At 35.5% G+C, this 18,306-nt stretch carries 16 protein-coding genes; 4 read left to right on the top strand and 12 right to left on the bottom strand.

Annotated features, from left to right (window positions below; translation table 11 throughout):
• Window positions 1-21: 21 nt before the first annotated feature.
• Window positions 22-1,062 carry a M28 family metallopeptidase gene (locus CLU97_RS08985; RefSeq protein ID WP_121487623.1) on the bottom strand — a complete coding sequence of 347 codons (1,041 nt, stop codon included), beginning with the start codon at window positions 1,060-1,062 and terminating at the stop codon, window positions 22-24.
• 157 nt (window positions 1,063-1,219) lie between these two features.
• Here CLU97_RS08985 and CLU97_RS08980 point away from each other — a divergent pair, with 157 nt between their 5' ends.
• Entirely contained in the window at window positions 1,220-2,359 is a 1,140-nt protein-coding gene (locus CLU97_RS08980) for an aminotransferase class I/II-fold pyridoxal phosphate-dependent enzyme (RefSeq protein WP_121487622.1), read from the top strand.
• A gap of 143 nt (window positions 2,360-2,502) precedes the next feature.
• On the opposite strand, the gene CLU97_RS08975 is transcribed toward CLU97_RS08980, so the two are convergent.
• The 11 genes from CLU97_RS08975 to pdhA form a co-directional block, all read right to left on the bottom strand.
• Window positions 2,503-5,235 carry a sodium-translocating pyrophosphatase gene (locus CLU97_RS08975; RefSeq protein WP_121487621.1) on the bottom strand — a complete coding sequence of 911 codons (2,733 nt, stop codon included), beginning with the start codon at window positions 5,233-5,235 and terminating at the stop codon, window positions 2,503-2,505.
• A gap of 334 nt (window positions 5,236-5,569) precedes the next feature.
• Window positions 5,570-6,181, bottom strand: coding sequence for an inorganic pyrophosphatase (locus CLU97_RS08970; protein ID WP_034696699.1), 612 nt, complete (start codon window positions 6,179-6,181; stop codon window positions 5,570-5,572).
• Window positions 6,182-6,198: 17 nt separating this feature from the next.
• Window positions 6,199-6,711: a hypothetical protein gene (locus CLU97_RS08965; protein WP_121487620.1), complete on the bottom strand. Its 513-nt coding sequence runs from the start codon at window positions 6,709-6,711 to the stop codon at window positions 6,199-6,201.
• A gap of 24 nt (window positions 6,712-6,735) precedes the next feature.
• On the bottom strand, window positions 6,736-7,911 hold the full coding sequence (locus CLU97_RS08960; protein WP_121487619.1) for a hypothetical protein: 1,176 nt from the start codon (window positions 7,909-7,911) through the stop codon (window positions 6,736-6,738).
• 89 nt (window positions 7,912-8,000) lie between these two features.
• Complete coding sequence (locus CLU97_RS08955; protein ID WP_121487618.1) at window positions 8,001-8,933, bottom strand: phytanoyl-CoA dioxygenase family protein; 933 nt, start codon at window positions 8,931-8,933, stop codon at window positions 8,001-8,003.
• Window positions 8,934-9,006: 73 nt separating this feature from the next.
• On the bottom strand, window positions 9,007-9,921 hold the full coding sequence (locus tag CLU97_RS08950) for a hypothetical protein (protein ID WP_121487617.1): 915 nt from the start codon (window positions 9,919-9,921) through the stop codon (window positions 9,007-9,009).
• Window positions 9,918-10,595, bottom strand: a complete 678-nt coding sequence (gene radC, locus CLU97_RS08945) for a RadC family protein (RefSeq protein WP_121487616.1) — start codon at window positions 10,593-10,595, stop codon at window positions 9,918-9,920. Before radC ends, CLU97_RS08950 begins: the two co-directional genes overlap by 4 nt.
• 26 nt (window positions 10,596-10,621) lie before the next feature.
• Window positions 10,622-11,134, bottom strand: coding sequence for a murein L,D-transpeptidase catalytic domain-containing protein (locus CLU97_RS08940; RefSeq protein ID WP_228437601.1), 513 nt, complete (start codon window positions 11,132-11,134; stop codon window positions 10,622-10,624).
• A gap of 82 nt (window positions 11,135-11,216) precedes the next feature.
• Window positions 11,217-11,885 (bottom strand): ABC transporter ATP-binding protein, encoded by a 669-nt coding sequence (locus CLU97_RS08935; protein ID WP_121487614.1) that lies wholly within the window; start codon window positions 11,883-11,885, stop codon window positions 11,217-11,219.
• A 275-nt stretch (window positions 11,886-12,160) separates the two neighbouring features.
• Window positions 12,161-13,744 (bottom strand): pyruvate dehydrogenase complex dihydrolipoamide acetyltransferase, encoded by a 1,584-nt coding sequence (locus tag CLU97_RS08930; RefSeq protein WP_121487613.1) that lies wholly within the window; start codon window positions 13,742-13,744, stop codon window positions 12,161-12,163.
• Between the two features lie 84 nt (window positions 13,745-13,828).
• A complete protein-coding gene (gene pdhA / locus CLU97_RS08925; RefSeq protein ID WP_121487612.1) occupies window positions 13,829-14,830 on the bottom strand; it encodes a pyruvate dehydrogenase (acetyl-transferring) E1 component subunit alpha in 1,002 nt (333 codons plus the stop codon).
• A gap of 531 nt (window positions 14,831-15,361) precedes the next feature.
• On the opposite strand from pdhA, the gene CLU97_RS08920 reads away from it, so the two are divergent.
• The 3 genes from CLU97_RS08920 to CLU97_RS08910 are packed head-to-tail and all read left to right on the top strand — an operon-like array spanning window position 15,362 to window position 18,267.
• Window positions 15,362-15,964, top strand: coding sequence for a phosphatase PAP2 family protein (locus CLU97_RS08920; protein WP_121487611.1), 603 nt, complete (start codon window positions 15,362-15,364; stop codon window positions 15,962-15,964).
• A gap of 8 nt (window positions 15,965-15,972) precedes the next feature.
• On the top strand, window positions 15,973-16,458 hold the full coding sequence (locus CLU97_RS08915; RefSeq protein WP_121487610.1) for a BlaI/MecI/CopY family transcriptional regulator: 486 nt from the start codon (window positions 15,973-15,975) through the stop codon (window positions 16,456-16,458).
• Between the two features lie 24 nt (window positions 16,459-16,482).
• Window positions 16,483-18,267 (top strand): DUF4153 domain-containing protein, encoded by a 1,785-nt coding sequence (locus tag CLU97_RS08910; protein WP_121487609.1) that lies wholly within the window; start codon window positions 16,483-16,485, stop codon window positions 18,265-18,267.
• Window positions 18,268-18,306: the final 39 nt, after the last annotated feature.

The raw sequence follows: 18,306 nt of genomic DNA, 5'->3' as shown, positions 1-18,306 counted from the left end.
TAAATTATTATTAAAATTTAATTATTTTCTGTCAACCACAATTCTTTCATCCCTGTTAGCAATGTCCCATGCGGTTGTAAAAACAAGCTGAGTTCTTTTTTCCAGCAGCTGATAATCAATCTTTTCAGGATCGTCGCCTGGTTTGTGGTAATCTTCATGAATACCATCAAAGAAGAATGCTACAGGAATATTATGCTTGGCGAAATTATAATGATCTGAACGGTAGTACAATTGTTCAGGATCATTCAAATCGTCATATTTATAATTGAGCTCCAGATTATTGGTTCTTTTGTTTGCGGCTTCGTTAATTACTTTAAGCTGAGAACTTAACATCTCAGAACCAATCACATAGACATATTGTTTTCCTCTGTTGGCAGGATCATCACGCCCGATCATATCAATATTAAGGTCAACAACAGTATTCGCTAGTGGGAAAACAGGATTTTCGGAATAATATTCTGAACCAAACAGTCCGTGTTCTTCTCCTGTAACGTGAAGGAAAAGAATAGATCTTTTAGGGCCTTTACCTGCCTTTTTAGCCTGCTGGAATGCTTTGGCAATTTCCATTACAGCTACAGTTCCGCTTCCGTCATCGTCTGCTCCGTTATATACTACTCCATTTTTGGTTCCTACGTGATCATAATGTGCAGAAACCACCACAATCTCGTCTGGTTTTTCACTTCCTTCAATAAAAGCTAAAATATTTTCTGAATCCGGAAGATTGCCACCTCCTCTTTGCTTCATGAATTCAGATGGTACTTTCTGATAATATGAGCCTAATGCTTTAGGGGCTGAAATTCCAAGGTTTTTATAGTAATTGATCATATACTCACCCGCCTTTTTCTGTCCTTTACTTCCGGTATCACGGCCTTCCATATCATCTGCCGCAATCACATAGAGATTTTTCTTTAAATCTGCGGCATTAATCTCTTTATAAGCATTGTTAAATGCTTTGCTGTGTTTGGTAGATACAGGATGAGAAGTGTTACCATTGGATATATTTGCCGTCCCGCAGCTGGTCATTACAGCCATAGTAAATAACGGTATAAGTATTTTTTTCATAAAGAATAAATTTCTTAAAAATAACAAATTTTATTGAATAGTAGCATCTATAAAATAGACAAGGAATGGCGAAATTCACAACAAAACTAACAATTCGTTAATTTTAAATTAAATATGATATTTAATTTTTATTATATTTGATTAAAATACAAAATAGGTGGATAAAATTTACGGATTTACTCATTATTCCTTTTTTACGGAAATGTCCGAACTGGCAATCAGGCACGGAAGTTTTGATCTTTCCCTTGGCCTTCCTGATTTCGATATTGATGAACGTCTTACCTTATTCTTAAAAGAAGCCGCTGAAAATAACACTCATCATTATGAACCGCTTGCCGGCAACCCTCTTCTTATTGAAAGTATCATACACTTTAATGCCAAACGAACTAACAGCATCAGCGTCACAAATAAAGAAGTTACGATTGTTCCCTGTGCAACCTTTGCTTTATATACTTCCCTCAAATCAATTCTGAATCAGAATGATGAAGTTATTATTTTACAACCTTCCTATTATACTTACGCACCTTCTGTTGTAATGAATGGCGGCATTCCGGTCTATTATGATCTGGAAACAGATTTTACGATCAATTGGGATATATTCAAAAATTGCATCACAGAAAAAACCAAAGCAGTCATCGTCAATTCTCCCCAAAATCCAACCGGAAAAGTATGGAAAGAAGAAGATTGGAACCAGTTGTATGAATTGATTAAAGACCGTGATATTTATTTAATTTCCGAAGAAATATATGATACTTACTGCTATGATGAAGCAGAACATTACAGTTCTTTTATTCATCCGGAGCTCAGGGAAAAGACTTTCTGTATTTTTTCTTTTGGTAAAATGTTTCATACTTCCGGATGGAAAGTGAGCTATATGCTGGCTTCTGAAGCTTTAACGGCTAGATTCCAGTGTCATCAGCAGTATATTTCTTACAGTGCCAGTGCTCCTGCTCAATATGCAATTGCCAAATACCTTGATGTATTTGATCCCGTAATCAATAAAGAAATTATGCAGCATAAAAGAGATATTTTTAATGAACTGATTAAAGATACTCCTTTACAGGTAGAACAAAAATCGGAAGGAAGTGTTTTTCAGGTTGTTAATTTCAGGGAAATTTCTAAAACGATGACAGATGTAGAGTTTTCAAAATGGCTTACGATTGAAAAAAAGGTTTCGTGCCTTCCTCTTTCTGCTTTTTATAATTCCAGAAACAGTTCTGATTATATCAGGTTTAGCTTTGCTAAAAAAGATGAGTTGATTATTCAGGCTTTGGACTACTTGAAAAGGAATCTTTGATATTTCTGCTGTTGTTTTTCCCACAGATCGCAAAGATTTTCACAGATGATTGTGGATATTTTATTTGTGCAGGTTTTATTTTTAAGGATAATCAATAAAAAAAGCACCGCCAAGGCGATGCTTTTCTACTTTTTTATTTGATTTTAAAGAGCAAGTACTCTCACATCAATTCTTCTGTTTTTTGCTTTACATTCATCAGTATCATTCGCTTCACATACAGGATGCTGTGATCCGTATCCTTCTGCTTCTATTCTGTCTCCGGAAATTCCTAGCTCAAGAAGTTTAAGTTTTGCTGTTTGTGCTCTCAGATTGGATAATTTGATATTGCTATCTTCATTACCACTATTATCTGTATATCCGCCCAGCTTTATTTTCAGATCCGGATAAGCATTTAAAATTTCTGCCAATGTATTCAACTGAAGTGCTGATTCTGCTTTCAGATCACTTGAGCCTGTTTCAAAATAAAGGTTTTCAATGGTATACCATTTATTAGGATCTAATGCAGATTTGTCTTTTTGCTTAACCACATTATAAAGCTGGTAAAGCTGGCTTCCGTCTCCAACGGCAATTGTTTTTCCTCCGTCCAGTTTTATTTTCTGAATATTTCCAGTTTCATATACAAAGTCTCCGCTTTCATTAAGGTGCCCTTTAATTTCTCCCGGAACAACAGTAATGATTTTCGTATCTCCATTTATACCTGTTGCAGCAGTAGTAATTCCTGTAAGACTTTCAATTTTAGCTTTTCTGTTCGCCTCAATCTTATCTTTATGTAAAACGGCCAAAGTAGGTGCAATAACCAAAGAAACAATTGACATTAATTTGATCAGGATATTCATAGAAGGCCCTGATGTATCTTTAAATGGATCTCCCACCGTATCTCCTGTTACGGATGCCTTATGGGGTTCTGAACCTTTGTAATAGGTCTGGCCATTGATATCAACACCTTTTTCAAAGGATTTTTTGGCATTATCCCAGGCACCTCCTGCATTATTCTGGAACATTCCCATCAATACACCACATACTGTAGCTCCAGCAAGGAACCCTCCCAACACTTCAGGTCCGAAGATAAATCCGATTAATAGTGGTGAAATGATTGCAATAGCACCCGGTAACATCATTTTTCTGATGGATGCATCTGTAGAAATGGCTACACATTTTTCATATTCCGGTTGTGCTTTTCCTTCCAGAATTCCGGGAATTTCACGAAACTGCCTTCTCACTTCTTCCACCATCGCCATGGCTGCCTGCCCTACTGCTGTAATTGCCAATGATGAGAAGATAAACGGAATCATTCCTCCTACAAATAATCCGGCAAGAACGTCCGCTCTGTAAATATCAATACCGTCTATACCTGCAATTCCTACAAACGCTGCAAATAAAGCCAATGCCGTTAAAGCAGCTGAAGCAATTGCAAATCCTTTTCCAGTGGCTGCAGTTGTATTTCCTACAGCATCCAAAATATCTGTTTTTTCACGTACTTCTTTAGGAAGTTCGCTCATTTCGGCAATTCCTCCTGCATTATCTGCGATGGGACCAAAAGCATCAATGGCAAGCTGCATTGCTGTAGTAGCCATCATTCCCGCTGCGGCAATAGCTACTCCGTAAAGTCCGGCACACAGATAAGAACCATAGATTCCTCCTGCCAGCACAATAATTGGAAGTAAAGTAGATTCCATTCCTACGGAAAGGCCGCCGATAATATTAGTTGCATGCCCTGTGGAAGACTGTCTTACAATACTGGAAACCGGTCTTTTCCCCATTGCGGTATAATATTCTGTGATGATACTCATTAAAGTTCCTACTACCAATCCTACCATAATAGCTCCGAATACTCCCATTTTAGTAAATTCATGGCCTCTGAGAACCATTTTTTCAGGAAGGATATACGTTACAAGAAAGTAAGAGGCAATGGCGGTGATCACAATACTTCCCCAGTTTCCGAGGTTTAAAGCATTTTGAACACTGGAAGTGGATGAACCTTCATTATCATTAATTTTTACAAACAAAGTTCCGATCATGGAAAATATAATTCCTGTTCCAGCAATCAACATCGGTAAAAGAATTGGGGCAAAACCTCCGAATGCATCATCAGAAATTGTTTCTCTACCTAACACCATCGTTGCCAAAACTGTTGCCACATAAGATCCGAAAAGGTCGGCTCCCATTCCTGCAACATCTCCTACATTATCTCCCACGTTATCTGCAATCGTCGCAGGGTTTCGGGGATCATCTTCCGGAATTCCTGCTTCCACTTTTCCCACAAGGTCAGCCCCTACGTCTGCAGCTTTTGTATAAATACCGCCTCCTACTCTTGCAAAAAGCGCGATAGATTCTGCTCCAAGAGAAAATCCTGTAAGAATTTCAATTGTTTGTTCCATTTCGTGCGAGTCTACTGTGGCTTCTGGGGCAAAAATTTGTTTAATAATCAGAAATAAAGCTCCTAAACCTAAAACAGCTAGTCCGGCAACGCCCATTCCCATTACGGAACCTCCAGTAAAAGAGACTTTAAGGGCTTTTGACAGTGACGTTCTTGCAGCTTCTGCGGTCCTCACATTCGCTTTAGTTGCGATTTTCATTCCGATGAAACCTGCTGATGCAGAGAAAATAGCTCCAACAGCAAAAGCAATTCCGATACTCCAGTGCGAGTTAGCATTTGTAGATCCCATCACTGCCAGTAAAATGGCGACTACTACAACAAAGTACGTTAAGATTTTGTATTCAGCCTTTAGAAAAGCCATTGCACCGTCTGCAATATGGCCGCTGATTGTTTTCATCTTTTCATTTCCGGCATTCTGTTTATTAACCCAGTTGCTCTGAAGAAATGTATAAAGCAAAGCTACGACACCAAAAATTGGCACTAACATAAATAGATCCATAGTTTAATATTTTTTTGGTAATAGAAAATTAAATATAATAAATAATTACCATCAAAGCGTTAAAAATTTTAACAGTATGACGTTTATCATCAAAAAAAATAAAAATACGGTAATGGAATAACAGGGATCTAAATCTATTAAAAACGGTACTGAATAAAGGTTTCAGAGAAATTACCGACAATAAAATCTTTTGAATAATTTAAACTGTGGGATTGTAATAAACGAATAAAGAGTTCTTTCAGAGATGAGATTGCTTCACATTGTGTTCGCAATGACATTTAAAAAAGGGTAAACAGAAATCTGTCTACCCTTTTTATATTGAATTAAGAGAATATTATCCTCCGAATTTATCTGCATAGTCTGTTTGAGAAGCTTTAATCACTTTTCTTGCGTGCTCAGCTCCGTAAACCTCCTGGATTCTGCATTTTGCTGGTTCATCCGGTAAGTTTTTATATGTAAGGAAGTAGTGCATTAATCTTTTTACTTCTGCTTCCGGTAATTCAGTAATATCTCTGAAATGCCCGAAAGCGTGGTCATTAATCATTACTGCTACAATTTTATCATCAGCTTCACCTCCGTCAATCATCTTGAAACCTCCGATTGGAATAGCTTCCATTAATAAACCTCCTGCGTGGATGTTGTGAGAACTTAAAACACAAATATCAAGCGGGTCATGATCTCCCATAGTAACATCAGTAGCTCCTGATTCTACAGCCAGTCTCATCACTTCTTTATCACAGTATGTTCTTGGAACAAAACCGTATAAAGCCGGGATAATGTTAGAGAATTTCTGCGGTCTGTCTACCTTTAAATATCCTGTTTCTTTATCTACTTCATATTTAATAGTATCTGAAGGAACAATTTCCACAAATACGTTTACAACATTTGGCGCATCTTCTCCTGCAGAAATTCCGTGCCATGGATGTGCTTTAAAATTTGGAATCATTATTTATCTGTTATTTTTTAAGTTATTATTAAAATTTCTTTTCTTAGATCTTCTATAGTTTCAGCAATATAATCGTTGCTTTCCATATAGTTCATGATGAAAATCGTTTTGAATTCATCCAGCTGAACCTCTCCTTTCAGCCCGTCATAGGTTTTGTGAAGAAGGTCTATAATTGCGTTTTTCGAGTCTACGATATTTTTCCAGGAATTTTTTGTGATGTATAACTGCTGTGAAGAGTTATATTCAAATTCTTCGTTAATGGTCTTTTCTGTAAGGAAAATAAACTCATGAACGGCAAGATCCCTGTCAAATCTCTGAATGATGTTTGACGGTTTCATTCTGTCCAGAAACAAGGTCATCCTTTCATAAGAATGCGCTTTATTCTCTGAATTTGACTTCACACTGAGTAATTTGATTTCCTGATTCTTAAGGGTAATGTATGAGTGTACAAATTGTCTAAGCAAAACCAGAAAAGGAATTGCAATAATTAATGCAAATGCATATGGTAAATATCCTGAAAGACTCGTCATAATTTTAGACTGCAAAATTACTAATTATTTTCCGTCTTCTAAAGAGTTTTTAAATATATCCACTCTAGAACTTTGTATATATATTAATGCCAGTATAATGATAAGATAAAAGCCCAGCATCATTCTGTTTACCAGAGACGGAAAAACAAGAAATCTTAGCATCACTGTGACATAAATAATTGCAAAAAACAATACCTGAGCCTGGTTCTTTTTGCTGTAAAGGGAAAATTTATTAGCCAGAATAATAACAATAAAGATCAGCAGAAGCGGAAAGAATGAACCGTTAAACTCCAGCATTATATTGCTCTTAATAAAATGAATATACTCTGAAAAGGAAAACGGATCCGGATTTGAAACAGGATAAATCTGAACTTTAGTAAACTGGTTCATAAAAAGTGTAGACCATGCCACCTGATTAAAGGCCTGTATTAAAGCGAAAGAGAGAAACAGATATCCATATGATAGCAATAATGGAGCTGTTTTCACCTCTAGTTTGTTTCTGTAAAGATAAATCAGACCATACAGGAATGAATAGAAAATAAAGTATTCCGGTCTTGTAAGTATACACAGCATGGCGAAGATTCCTGCAAGAAAGAAATTTTTTCTGATTAAAAATACGTAGAAGCTCAAAAGAAGCAAAAGACATGATAAAGTATCGGCAGAAACATGTCTTGTGGATTCCGGAAGAGGTTTGAACATCGAAATTAAAATAACTATAATGAAGGCCAGGCTATAATTTTTCAGGATTTTTATCAGAAAGCTGAAAATTAAGATCAGGATGAGCGCATAAGAAATAATTGAGATTAAAGAGGTTGAAGCAGACGCACTGAAACCCATTTTAAAGAATGACCAATTGATAAAATTATAAAAAGGTTTTACTACAAAAAGCTGTAGTTCTTCTTCGTAGGCTTTGGGATTTTGTGATATAATTTTATAGTAAGTGCTCTCCCCTTTTGCTACTTCTTCCACCATTGGATCTACAGGGCCTAATCCTGCAAAATCAGGATTCTTTTCACGCAGCTCATCATATACCGTCTTATGAATTTCTTCTATCTTCATATCGGGATATTCCGTTTTATAAATAAGCCCCATATACGCTTCCATATCAGTATTGTAATAATGGTGGGTATACAGATAGTATGACATAAAGCATACATAGATTGAAAATATAAAAACAAGAATATTTCCCCTTTTTTTCATACATGGTATTATAAGAATGCAAATGTAAAAAAACTATCTTTTAAATCTCTATTCTTATAAAAAGCTTTTATAATAAAGCAAAACTTCTATTAAAGTTCAAATAATGCAGGTCTTTGGGTCACTTCATGATAGCAGACACTATTTTCATCAAAAAAATGATATACAAGACTCTTTCTCGTTTTGTTTTTGTCTGTATGAGGTTCTCCTCCGTGAAGAATATTGGCATGCCAGATGAGTAAATCTCCTTTTTTGGCTTTAAAGATTTCTTTTTTCAAGCCCAGCTCTTTTACCTTATCCTCAAGGAATGTTTCATAAGCTCTGTAACTTTTCTTTCCGATTTTTAAGGCTGTTCCTTCATTATCATAATCAGAATTCAGGAAATACGGTAGTTTATGGCTTTTAGGAATATAATGCAGCGCCCCATTGGTCTCATCTACATCTTCTAAAGCTATCCAGACTCCCAGCAGCCCTCCCAAAGGATAAGTCGTCATGTGAATACTGTCTGAGTGCGTTTTTTGCTGGCTTCCGTTAATAAAGTTGATACTTTGGAAAAGCTTGGATTTTCCGTCCAGTAAAACAGATAAAAAGTCAAGTAATTCTTTATCGCTTCCAATATTCTTAATAATTTCCGAGTGATGAATGGCAAACATCAGCTTTCCTCCGTAAATAAACTTTAATGTACCATCTTTCATCAGATTATCAATTTCCGTATTGATTTGATCTGCCGTTTCCGGTGTCAGGAAGTTTCTCAGAATCATATAGCCCTGATCGTCATACTGAAGAGCACTTTCTTTATTCTCTTCTGATAACTTTTTAAAAAAGGGAGTTTCTGTAAGTTTTGAATAATCTACTGCTCTATTGCTTGCAGGAAGATGGGCAAAATCTTTACTTGAAATACTTGAAAAATAGTTTTTATTGATTCCGTATTTTTTATATAATGGAATATTATGCTTCAACTTATTCTTTTTAAACAGGTTATAAAGCATGTATGATAGTTTGTACTGACGAATCTGTTGTAACATAACTGTTTTACTAAGGATGTTATAAAGTTACGGAATAATACTTAATTAGAACCAATCTAAACAATACTTTTCATCATAAAAAGGATTTCCCTCGGATAATAAGATACCCTAACTTTTTAAAAAGGTTTTTTTTTGAATTTTCAATAATTCCATAAGGTCTCAGCTCCGGACGAAATCCTCTGAAAAACTCTTCAATATTGGGTAGTTCTCCTCCTTCAAAATCGAAAATATGAGTTCCTATATTTTCTTTAAGAATATGATCAATCAATACAGAAGCACCTGACAGTTTCACGTAATCTTTATCGTTAAAATTACCCAGAAGTGCTACCATATTACAGTCTGTATACGTTGCAATAACATTGATGATCTTATTTTGATAATAAAAAGCGGTAAATTTCAGATAATTCGACTTGTGAAAACTTTCAAAAATTCTCATGAATTCTCCCAGGTCATCATCTTTACTAAGTCCTATTGTATTTCTTTCAATAAAAGCTTTCCCTTTATCAAAACAAATCGTTCTAATTTCTGACTGTTTTAAAACTTCTTCATCCAGCCTAAGTTTTCTTTTTCTTTTGGGAGAATATCTGGCGTACACTTTTTCATAAGTATCAGGATACATTATAAAATTTTTCTTGATTCTGATCTTGGTACGAAGCTGATTTACATCATTGAACGGATATGCCCTGATCATGTAATTTTTATTAAGATATTCTAAAAATGCTTCATTAAGATCAAGATTATCTTTCCCGGAAAACACACCAAGCTGCTGACAAAGCTTCGGATTGTGAACTATTTTCATTCCGTATTTTCTTACAAACGGAACAGGCATTACAGCTTCATAATCTTTATAGACAAGAATTTCCCACGGCATTGTTGAAGTAGTATCTAAAAAATCTTTTGTAGCAGAATATTTTCTTTGTTCGGAATTTTCTAAACATTGAGCATATTTTACAAAATCAATTTCATGGTATTTCAATCTTCTAATCATAATAATCCTTCGTCCGAGAAACTAAAATAGGAATCCTGTGTCACAATAATATGGTCTAAAAGCTGGATATTTAAAGTATTTCCTGCTTCTTTTATTTTTTGTGTGATGTTAATATCTTCCCGGCTAGGTTTTAAACTTCCAGAAGGATGATTATGGGCAATGATGATACCCGTTGAAAAATGATCCAGTGCTGTTTTATAGAGAACTCTTATATCTACAATAGATTGACTTATCCCTCCGTGTGTCAACTGAGAAAAATGAATCACTTTATTGTTATTATTCAGGAAAATAGCCCAGAATTCTTCTGTTCTTAAATCAGAAAGCTGGTTTCTAAGAACAACATAAGCATCATGACTGTTACCAATGATTGTTTTTTCCGGAATTTCCTGTACTGCTCTTCTCCTTCCGATTTCCAGAGCTGAAATAATTGAAATGGCTTTTGTTTCTCCAATACCTTTGAATTTCATCAGATCTTTAGCAGAAAGTAAGCTCAATTGATGCCAGCTGTTATTCACAGAAGCCAAAATCTTCCGTGCCAGCTCCAGGGCATCTTCTTCTCTATTTCCACTTCCCATAATAATAGCCAGCAGTTCAGAATCAGAAAGTGAGCTTTTGCCTTTCTGCAAAAACTTTTCTCTGGGTCTGTCATCTTCGGCAAGGAGTTTTATGGCCATGGGAAAAAAATTATAGATGAAAGTTATTAATAAAAAGCATATAGAATTATCGGTTTCTCGGACTTATCAAGGTATTTTGATGTTTCTTTAAAAGCATTTGCTGAAAGCATTGGGCATCCTAAGCTCAGGCATACCGGTGTCTGAGATTCTACATCCGGAATGCATCCGTAAGAATGAAGAACAATTGCCCTTTGCATGGCATTACTGTTACTAGAATCAAGACCTTTTAAGCGGTATGCTTTTCCGAATTTCCCTACGTAGCTTTCCCCAATGGCATACTTTCCAAGGGATGACTGGTAGGAACCTTCCACATTACTAAATTTCAAAACATTCGATTCCGGAATAACAGAGCCTGAGCCATGAGATACAACAGCCTGTTGTACAATGGTATTCTTTTTCAAGTTATAAATAAAGTAACGGTATTTCCCAGAAGGTATCTTAAAATTGATAAAAACAGCCAGTTCCTGATTGTATTCTTTCCCTTTTATATAGTTTTTTATTTCCGAGACTTTAGCCTGAGGCAAATTTAATGTGTTCAACTGCTGGGATTCAGCTTTTGAACAGGAAATTAAAACTAAAAAAAGAAAAATAAAGTGTTTCATCATCTGGTGCTGTATACTTTTATTCTATAATCATTCCGTCTTTCATTACTAATTTGCGGTCTGTAATTTCTGCAAGATTGGGGTTGTGGGTTACAATCACAAAGGTTTGGTTGTATTTGTCTCTAAGATCAAAAAACAATCTGTGAAGATCATCTGCATTCTTAGAGTCCAGGTTTCCTGTAGGCTCATCAGCAAAAATAATTTTTGGAGAATTGATTAAAGCTCTCGCTACAGCTACTCTTTGTGCTTCTCCACCCGAAAGCTGATTCGGTTTATGATTAAGCCTTTGTTCTATCTTTAAATCTTCAAATAAAGCATATGCCTTTTCAAGAGCTTCTCTTTCATTGGCTCCGGCAATTTTTGTTGGAAGCAATACATTTTCCAGTGCTGTAAACTCCGGAAGAAGCTGATGGAACTGAAATACAAAACCTATATTCTGATTTCTGAATTTCGACAGCTGCTTATCATTCATATTAATAAATGATTCTCCTGCTATTTCAATTTCAGTATCATATTTATTTGACTGGCTTGGATGATCCAAAGTTCCTAAAATCTGCAGCAACGTAGATTTACCTGCTCCAGATTCTCCTACGATAGAAACCACCTCTCCCATTTTGATATGAATATCAACTCCTTTCAGTACTTCTAAATTCCCATAAGATTTATGGATATTTCTTGCTTTAATCATGATTCAAAAATACTAAATTGCCTTCAAATAAAAAACCGCTTTTTGAAGCGGTTTATATTTTATTTTACTTTTATTGGTATTAGATTTTCCTAATCTATTTATATTAGTCTTTTCCGTTAATTTTTTTAATTATTTCGGTCTTATCTTTTAGGTAAAAAATGATATTTTCTTTTTCTAAACCTAAAAGGTTTGAGGTAGCTATCTGTATTTCAGCTTGCCAGAAAGTAAAAAACCTCCCGAGTTGGGAGGTTTTATTATTTTCAAATTCAGAAAAATTACAGTAACAATGTTAATGGACTTTCTAAATAAGTTCTTAATGTTTGCAGGAACTGAGCACCTGTAGCACCATCTACCACTCTATGGTCACAAGCTAATGAAAGCTTCATGGTATTTCCAACTACGATCTGACCATCTTTAACGATTGGTTTCTCGATAATTGCTCCTACTGAAAGGATTGCAGAGTTTGGCTGGTTGATGATACTTGTAAACGTTTCGATTCCGAACATTCCTAAGTTGGAAATAGAGAATGTAGATCCTTCCATTTCGTTAGCCTTAAGACCTTTGCTCTTAGCTCTTGAAGCCATATCTTTTACGGATGCAGAAATCTGAGTATACGTCATCTGATCTGTATTTTTCAACACTGGAACTACCAATCCGTCCGGAATAGCTACTGCTACACCAATGTTGATATTCCCTCTGTGGATGATCTTATCACCAGCCCAGCTTGAATTTACCTGAGGGTGTTTTCTTAAAGCAATTGCAGTTGCCTTAATGATCATATCGTTGAAAGAGATTTTAGTATCTGGTAAAGAATTGATTTCTTTTCTTGCCTCAATAGCTTTATCCATATTGATCTCCACCATCAGATAGTAGTGAGGTGCAGAGAATTTACTTTCAGAAAGACGTTTTGCAATGATATTTCTTACTTGTGAATTTTGAGTCTCTGTATCTTCTCCCTGTACGAAGTTCACTGCAACAGGAGCAGCGCTTGCTGCAGGAGCTGAAGCAGCTGATTTCGCAGCCGGCTGATAGTTTTCAATATCTTTTTTAACGATTCTTCCATTTTCACCAGATCCCTGAACATTGTTGATATCAACCCCCTTATCCTGAGCCATTTTCTTAGCCAGTGGAGAGATTGCAACTCTGTCAGAAGATGAAGAGCTGGCAGCCGGAGCCGCTTTTTCCTCAGCTTTAGCTTCTGGTTTTTGTTCAGTTGGTTTTTCAGCAGACTGAGCAGCAGCTTTTGGAGCACCTACAGCGGAAACATCAGTTCCTACAGGGCCAATAATTGCCAATACTGAATCTACCGGAGCAGCACCTCCTTCTTCTACCCCTTGCTTCAATAGTACTCCATTGAATTCAGATTCGAAATCCTGTACTGCTTTATCTGTTTCGATCTCAGCAAGAAGGTCACCTTCTTTTACTGTATCGCCTACATTTTTATGCCATTTAGCTACTTTACCTTCTGTCATTGTATCAGAAAGTCTAGGCATTGTAATAACTTCTACTCCAGCCGGAATTTCTGTTGCAGCAGGAGCAGCAGTTTCTGCTTTAGGCTCTTCTTCTGATTTTTTTTCTTCAGTTGCAGCAGCTCCACCTGTTAATCCTGAAATATCTTCTCCTTCATTCCCGATAATAGCCAAAACAGTGTCTACAGCAGCAGCGCCTCCTTCTTCTACACCTACGTATAAAAGGGTACCTTCTATTTCAGATTCGAAATCCTGAACTGCTTTATCAGTTTCAATTTCAGCTAAAATATCTCCTTCTTTTACTTTATCTCCTACTTTTTTATGCCATTTTGCCACCTTACCTTCCGTCATAGTGTCGGACAGGCGGGGCATCGTAATTACTTCTGCCATAATCTATATTGATTTGAGATTCGAGATTTGAGATTTGAGATTTCAGAAATTTCAAACGTCAAATTTCAAATTAATTTTTATTTTTTAGTTTTCTAATTTGTCTAGGAACGGATAATCTTCCTGAGCATATACATACTCGTAAACTTTTTCAGCATCAGGATATGGAGAGTTTTCCATAAATTCGATACACTCTTCAACGAAGTCTCTAGACTTGTTGTCCATAGCTTCCAATTCTGCTTCTGTAGCCCATCCGTTTTCTAAAATTCTGTGTTTTACAAGCTCAATTGGATCATCATTTTTATGAATAGCCACTTCTTCTTTAGATCTGTATGGCTCAGCATCAGACATAGAGTGTCCTCTGTAACGATACGTTCTTGCTTCAATGAATGTAGGACCATCTCCTCTTCTTGCTCTTTCAATAGCCTCATAAGCAGCTTCAGCCACTTTTTCAGGATCCATTGCATCTACTGCAAGGCAAGGCATTTCATATCCTAATCCTAATTTATAGATATCTTCGTGGTTGGCAGTTCTTTTTACAGAAGTTCCCATTGCATATTGGTTGTTTTCTACAACAAATACTACAGGAAGTTTCCAGTTCATTGCCATGTTGAAGGTCTCGTGTAAAGAACCTTGTCTTGCAGCTCCGTCCCCAAAGAAACAGATGTTCACTGCTTTTCTGTCGAAATATTTATCTGCGAAAGCAATACCAGCTCCCAAAGGAATTTGTCCTCCAACGATACCATGTCCTCCGTAAAAACGGTGTTCTTTACTGAAAATGTGCATAGATCCACCCATACCTCCGGATGTACCTGTAGCTTTACCACAAAGTTCTGCCATGATTCTCTTAGGATCTACTCCCATCGCCATTGGATGGATGTGGCATCTGTAAGCAGTAATCATACTATCCTTTGTAAGATCCATTGCATGAGTAAATCCGGCAGGGATAGCTTCCTGACCGTTATACAAATGTAAAAAACCTCTGATCTTTTGTTTTAGGTAAAGAGAACGGCATTTGTCTTCAAACCTTCTCCACATTGTCATATCTTCATACCACTGCAGGTATACCTCTTTAGAAAATTCTTTCATGTGTTAGCTCTTGCTTTTTTATGATGAAATAGTTGAGCAAAATTATGAAAAAAACTTTGTTTTTATTCTATACCTATATAACTTTTCGTTTTTTCTGTAAAATCTATTTGCGGGCTGAACGGATTATTCTTAATTTTCGAGCCTTCGGAAGGCTTTCAAAATAGCTTAGCTACTGTTATTCTTCTTTTATAAAGCATATTGAAAAGGCCTATTTATCTGACTTTTACAATACCATTTGCGAACCAGAAATATCACAAATTCATTCTACTTTTCCCCTTTCTCCTTTTATCTTTAATTATTGTTAACATACCTTTTGGGTATTTTATCAGCTCATTTTTATGAGAAAAGTTTCTTTTTTTACAGCTTCGTTTCTACTTTATAAAAGAATTTAATCATCCATTAAAACCAATATGCTTTTTTCAGAAAACACTTAATGGACAACTATTTAATTCATTCATACATTCATTCCATTACTCTGCTGTTGCTTGTTTTTTGAGGTTATAATGGTATATTTGGTTTTTAAACTAGATTATGGAAGAAAAGCAGTCTTCATTACTTCATAAAGTTTCAAAAGTCATTTCTGACTTTTTTAATCCGTTGGTTTCTCTGATCATATTTTTTGTGTACATGAGTATCAGGAAATACAGTCTCCAAGATTCTATTCTTTATTTTCTTCCTATATTATTAATGGTCATTGTTCCAGTTGTTATATGGCTGATATGGAATGTGAAAACCGGAAGATATACCAATATGGATGTCTCTAACCGGGTTCAGAGAAAAACATTATATATATTTATTGCGGTTTGCGTGATCGCTTATCTTGCCTTTAATTATATTAAAAATGGATATATTGATCTGGTCATGCTGTTTATTTTGGTTCTTCTCTTTGCCCTTCAGATCAGCAATCTTTTTATCAAAAGTTCTATGCATACGGCGTTCAATGTATTTGTAGCAGCATTATTTTTTACCCTAGATTGGAAAATGGGTCTGGCATGGCTGGGGATTGCTATTTTAGTTGGAATTACCCGTATTATTTTAAAAAGACATACCGTAAAAGAAGTATTTATGGGGGCTGGAATAGCTTTTCTGGTATCTTTTATCTATCTTTATTGCAATATTCAATTTCAACATTAGAATACTCTATGAAAATAAATCATCTTACTGCCGCAGAAGAAAACTTTATGAAACTGTTTTGGAAAATGGAATCTTTCTATCTGAAGGACGTTATGGAACAGCATCCGGAACCGAAACCACACCAGAATACCGTTTCCACTTATTTGAAAATATTAGTTGAAAAAGGCTATCTGTCTACTGTAAAAGAAGGAAGAATCTTCAAATATACTGTACTTGTTCCTTTGGAGGGGTATAAAAAATTCCTGTTAAAAGAACTTTCACACAACTTTTTTAATGATTCCGGGAAGGAAATCCTGGAGCTTTTATTAAGTGAAAAATTAATTTCCCAGGAAGATATGAAAGGTCATTTTGATCTTAAAATTGAAATAAAACCGGCAAAAATTGAAGTACCTAAATTTGAAATTGCCGAAGAAATCTTAAGTCCGAAAAAAGAAAAGAAAACTAAAGTAAAAGAAAAGGACAAGGATAAAAAGAAGAAAAAGAAAAAGGATTAGTCTAAATCTTAAAAACACCAAATCATGAAAACAAAATTCCAGGAAACTCTGAGCCGGGCCAATGAAGTCATTTTCCGATATCCTATGATTCTGGTAATGGCTTTATTAGCTTCTATAGGTACTATATGCATTATTGAAACCGAGCAGAATGATGCTATGTCCTATATAAAATTCACCATTTGCAGCTGTCTCGGGATTTCATTGATGTTTGCCCTAAAGATGTTCTCACAGAGAATAGGAAAAGAATTGCTCTTACATCTCGGTGGTATTCTCTTTCTTATCGGATTCTATTTTATTCTGCCGGATAAAAAAAATAATTTCACGGAAGTTTACGCTTATACCATTGCTGTTACCGCGCTACTCTCCCATTTATTGGTTTCTTTTGTTCCATTTCTGGAGAAAAACAGAGAGCTTAGCTTCTGGCAGTATAACAAAAACCTTTTTGTCAATATCTTTCTTACTGCTGTATTTACAGGAGTTTTAACAGGTGGTGTTGAATTAGCAATTCTGGCTATTGATAAACTTTTTGATTTTAATTTCCATGACAGAATTTACAGAGATACATTCTTTGTTCTGGCTATTTTCGGGAGCAGTTTTATTTTTCTTTTATTTAATGATAAAGGACTTACCAATCTTGAAAAAGACGGAACCTATCCTGTTGTTTTAAAGTTTTTCACTCAGTTTATTCTAATTCCGTTGCTGCTTATTTATGTAGCTATTCTTTATTTCTATTCAGCTAAAATATTAATCAACTGGCAGCTGCCAAGAGGCTGGGTTTCTTACCTTGTTTTAGCTTACAGTGTTGTGGGAATTCTGGCATTATTGCTGGTACATCCGTTAAAAGAAGAAAATGCGAAATCCTGGGTTAAAATATTTTCAAAGGCATTCTATTATACCATTGTTCCTTTAATTGTATTACTTTTCACAGCTATTTTTACCAGAATTTTAGAATACGGTTATACAGAACCAAGATATTTTGTTCTTCTGCTTGCATTGTGGCTGCTGAGTATTGTCGTTTATTTTATTTTTGGCAGAAAGCCAAGCATCAAGTTTATTCCGATCAGCTTATTTTTGTTTGGAGCTTTTGCGTTGATTTTCCCCTATCTGAATGCTTTCAGTGTCGCAAATAGAAGTCAGAAAACGCAATTAATGAACATTCTAAACCAGAATCAGCTTATGAGTGCCGGTACAATTAATTTCAATAAAAAAGTTACTGATACCATCCGTAACGAAATTGCCGATAAATTTGAATTTCTGGCTGAAAGAAAACAAAATAAATTTTTATCTACCTTACTCAACGAAAAAGATCAGGCCGAATTAGCAAACAATACTGCAATCGGAGCATTTTATAGTATAAGATATGATATACAGAATAAATTCTCAGATGTAAACGTCACTGTAAAAAACAGGGCATACGAAATGAACAGACTGGTTCTTGTACCAGAAAAACAGGCTGTAGAGCTCGGAAATTATCAATATTTAATTTCTTACCACCGCTATAGCAGAGATCCGCAAAAACTGAATAACGATGAGTTTGAGCTTAAAGATCAGCTGACTGATGAGTCCTCACTAAAGCTAACATTAAATTCTAAAGAAGAAGTAGATTTCGGACCACAGATTATAAAACTGTTTGAAGAAAATAAAAACAAAACCGGAAATGTAAAAGTTCCTGAGATAACTATGGAATCTGATTTGGGTAAATATCATGTTAAACTTATTTTCAGTGAAATTACCCGGGAGAAATATTCTGAACAAGATACAGCCAGCATTTATTACGAAAGTGTTTATATATTGATAAGATTGAAATAAAATAAGGCTATCGATGAGATAGCCTTACTTTGTTTTTAT

The sequence above is a fragment of the Chryseobacterium sp. 7 genome (assembly GCF_003663845.1).
Taxonomy (GTDB): Bacteria; Bacteroidota; Bacteroidia; order Flavobacteriales; family Weeksellaceae; genus Chryseobacterium.
The sequence above is the reverse complement of the archived record's forward strand: the minus strand, read 5'-3'. Positions and strand labels throughout refer to the sequence as shown.

Bases quoted from the DNA above. Each gene is read 5' to 3' on its own strand.
- CLU97_RS08985 (WP_121487623.1), bottom strand. From the start codon at position 1,062: ATGAAAAAAATACTTATACCGTTATTTACTATGGCTGTAATGACCAGC.
- CLU97_RS08975 (WP_121487621.1), bottom strand. From the start codon at position 5,235: ATGGATCTATTTATGTTAGTGCCAATTTTTGGTGTCGTAGCTTTGCTT.
- CLU97_RS08970 (WP_034696699.1), bottom strand. From the start codon at position 6,181: ATGATTCCAAATTTTAAAGCACATCCATGGCACGGAATTTCTGCAGGA.
- CLU97_RS08965 (WP_121487620.1), bottom strand. From the start codon at position 6,711: ATGACGAGTCTTTCAGGATATTTACCATATGCATTTGCATTAATTATT.
- CLU97_RS08960 (WP_121487619.1), bottom strand. From the start codon at position 7,911: ATGAAAAAAAGGGGAAATATTCTTGTTTTTATATTTTCAATCTATGTA.
- CLU97_RS08955 (WP_121487618.1), bottom strand. From the start codon at position 8,933: ATGTTACAACAGATTCGTCAGTACAAACTATCATACATGCTTTATAAC.
- CLU97_RS08950 (WP_121487617.1), bottom strand. From the start codon at position 9,921: ATGATTAGAAGATTGAAATACCATGAAATTGATTTTGTAAAATATGCT.
- radC (WP_121487616.1), bottom strand. From the start codon at position 10,595: ATGGCCATAAAACTCCTTGCCGAAGATGACAGACCCAGAGAAAAGTTT.
- CLU97_RS08935 (WP_121487614.1), bottom strand. From the start codon at position 11,885: ATGATTAAAGCAAGAAATATCCATAAATCTTATGGGAATTTAGAAGTA.
- CLU97_RS08930 (WP_121487613.1), bottom strand. From the start codon at position 13,744: ATGGCAGAAGTAATTACGATGCCCCGCCTGTCCGACACTATGACGGAA.
- pdhA (WP_121487612.1), bottom strand. From the start codon at position 14,830: ATGAAAGAATTTTCTAAAGAGGTATACCTGCAGTGGTATGAAGATATG.
- CLU97_RS08920 (WP_121487611.1), top strand. From the start codon at position 15,362: ATGGAAGAAAAGCAGTCTTCATTACTTCATAAAGTTTCAAAAGTCATT.
- CLU97_RS08915 (WP_121487610.1), top strand. From the start codon at position 15,973: ATGAAAATAAATCATCTTACTGCCGCAGAAGAAAACTTTATGAAACTG.
- CLU97_RS08910 (WP_121487609.1), top strand. From the start codon at position 16,483: ATGAAAACAAAATTCCAGGAAACTCTGAGCCGGGCCAATGAAGTCATT.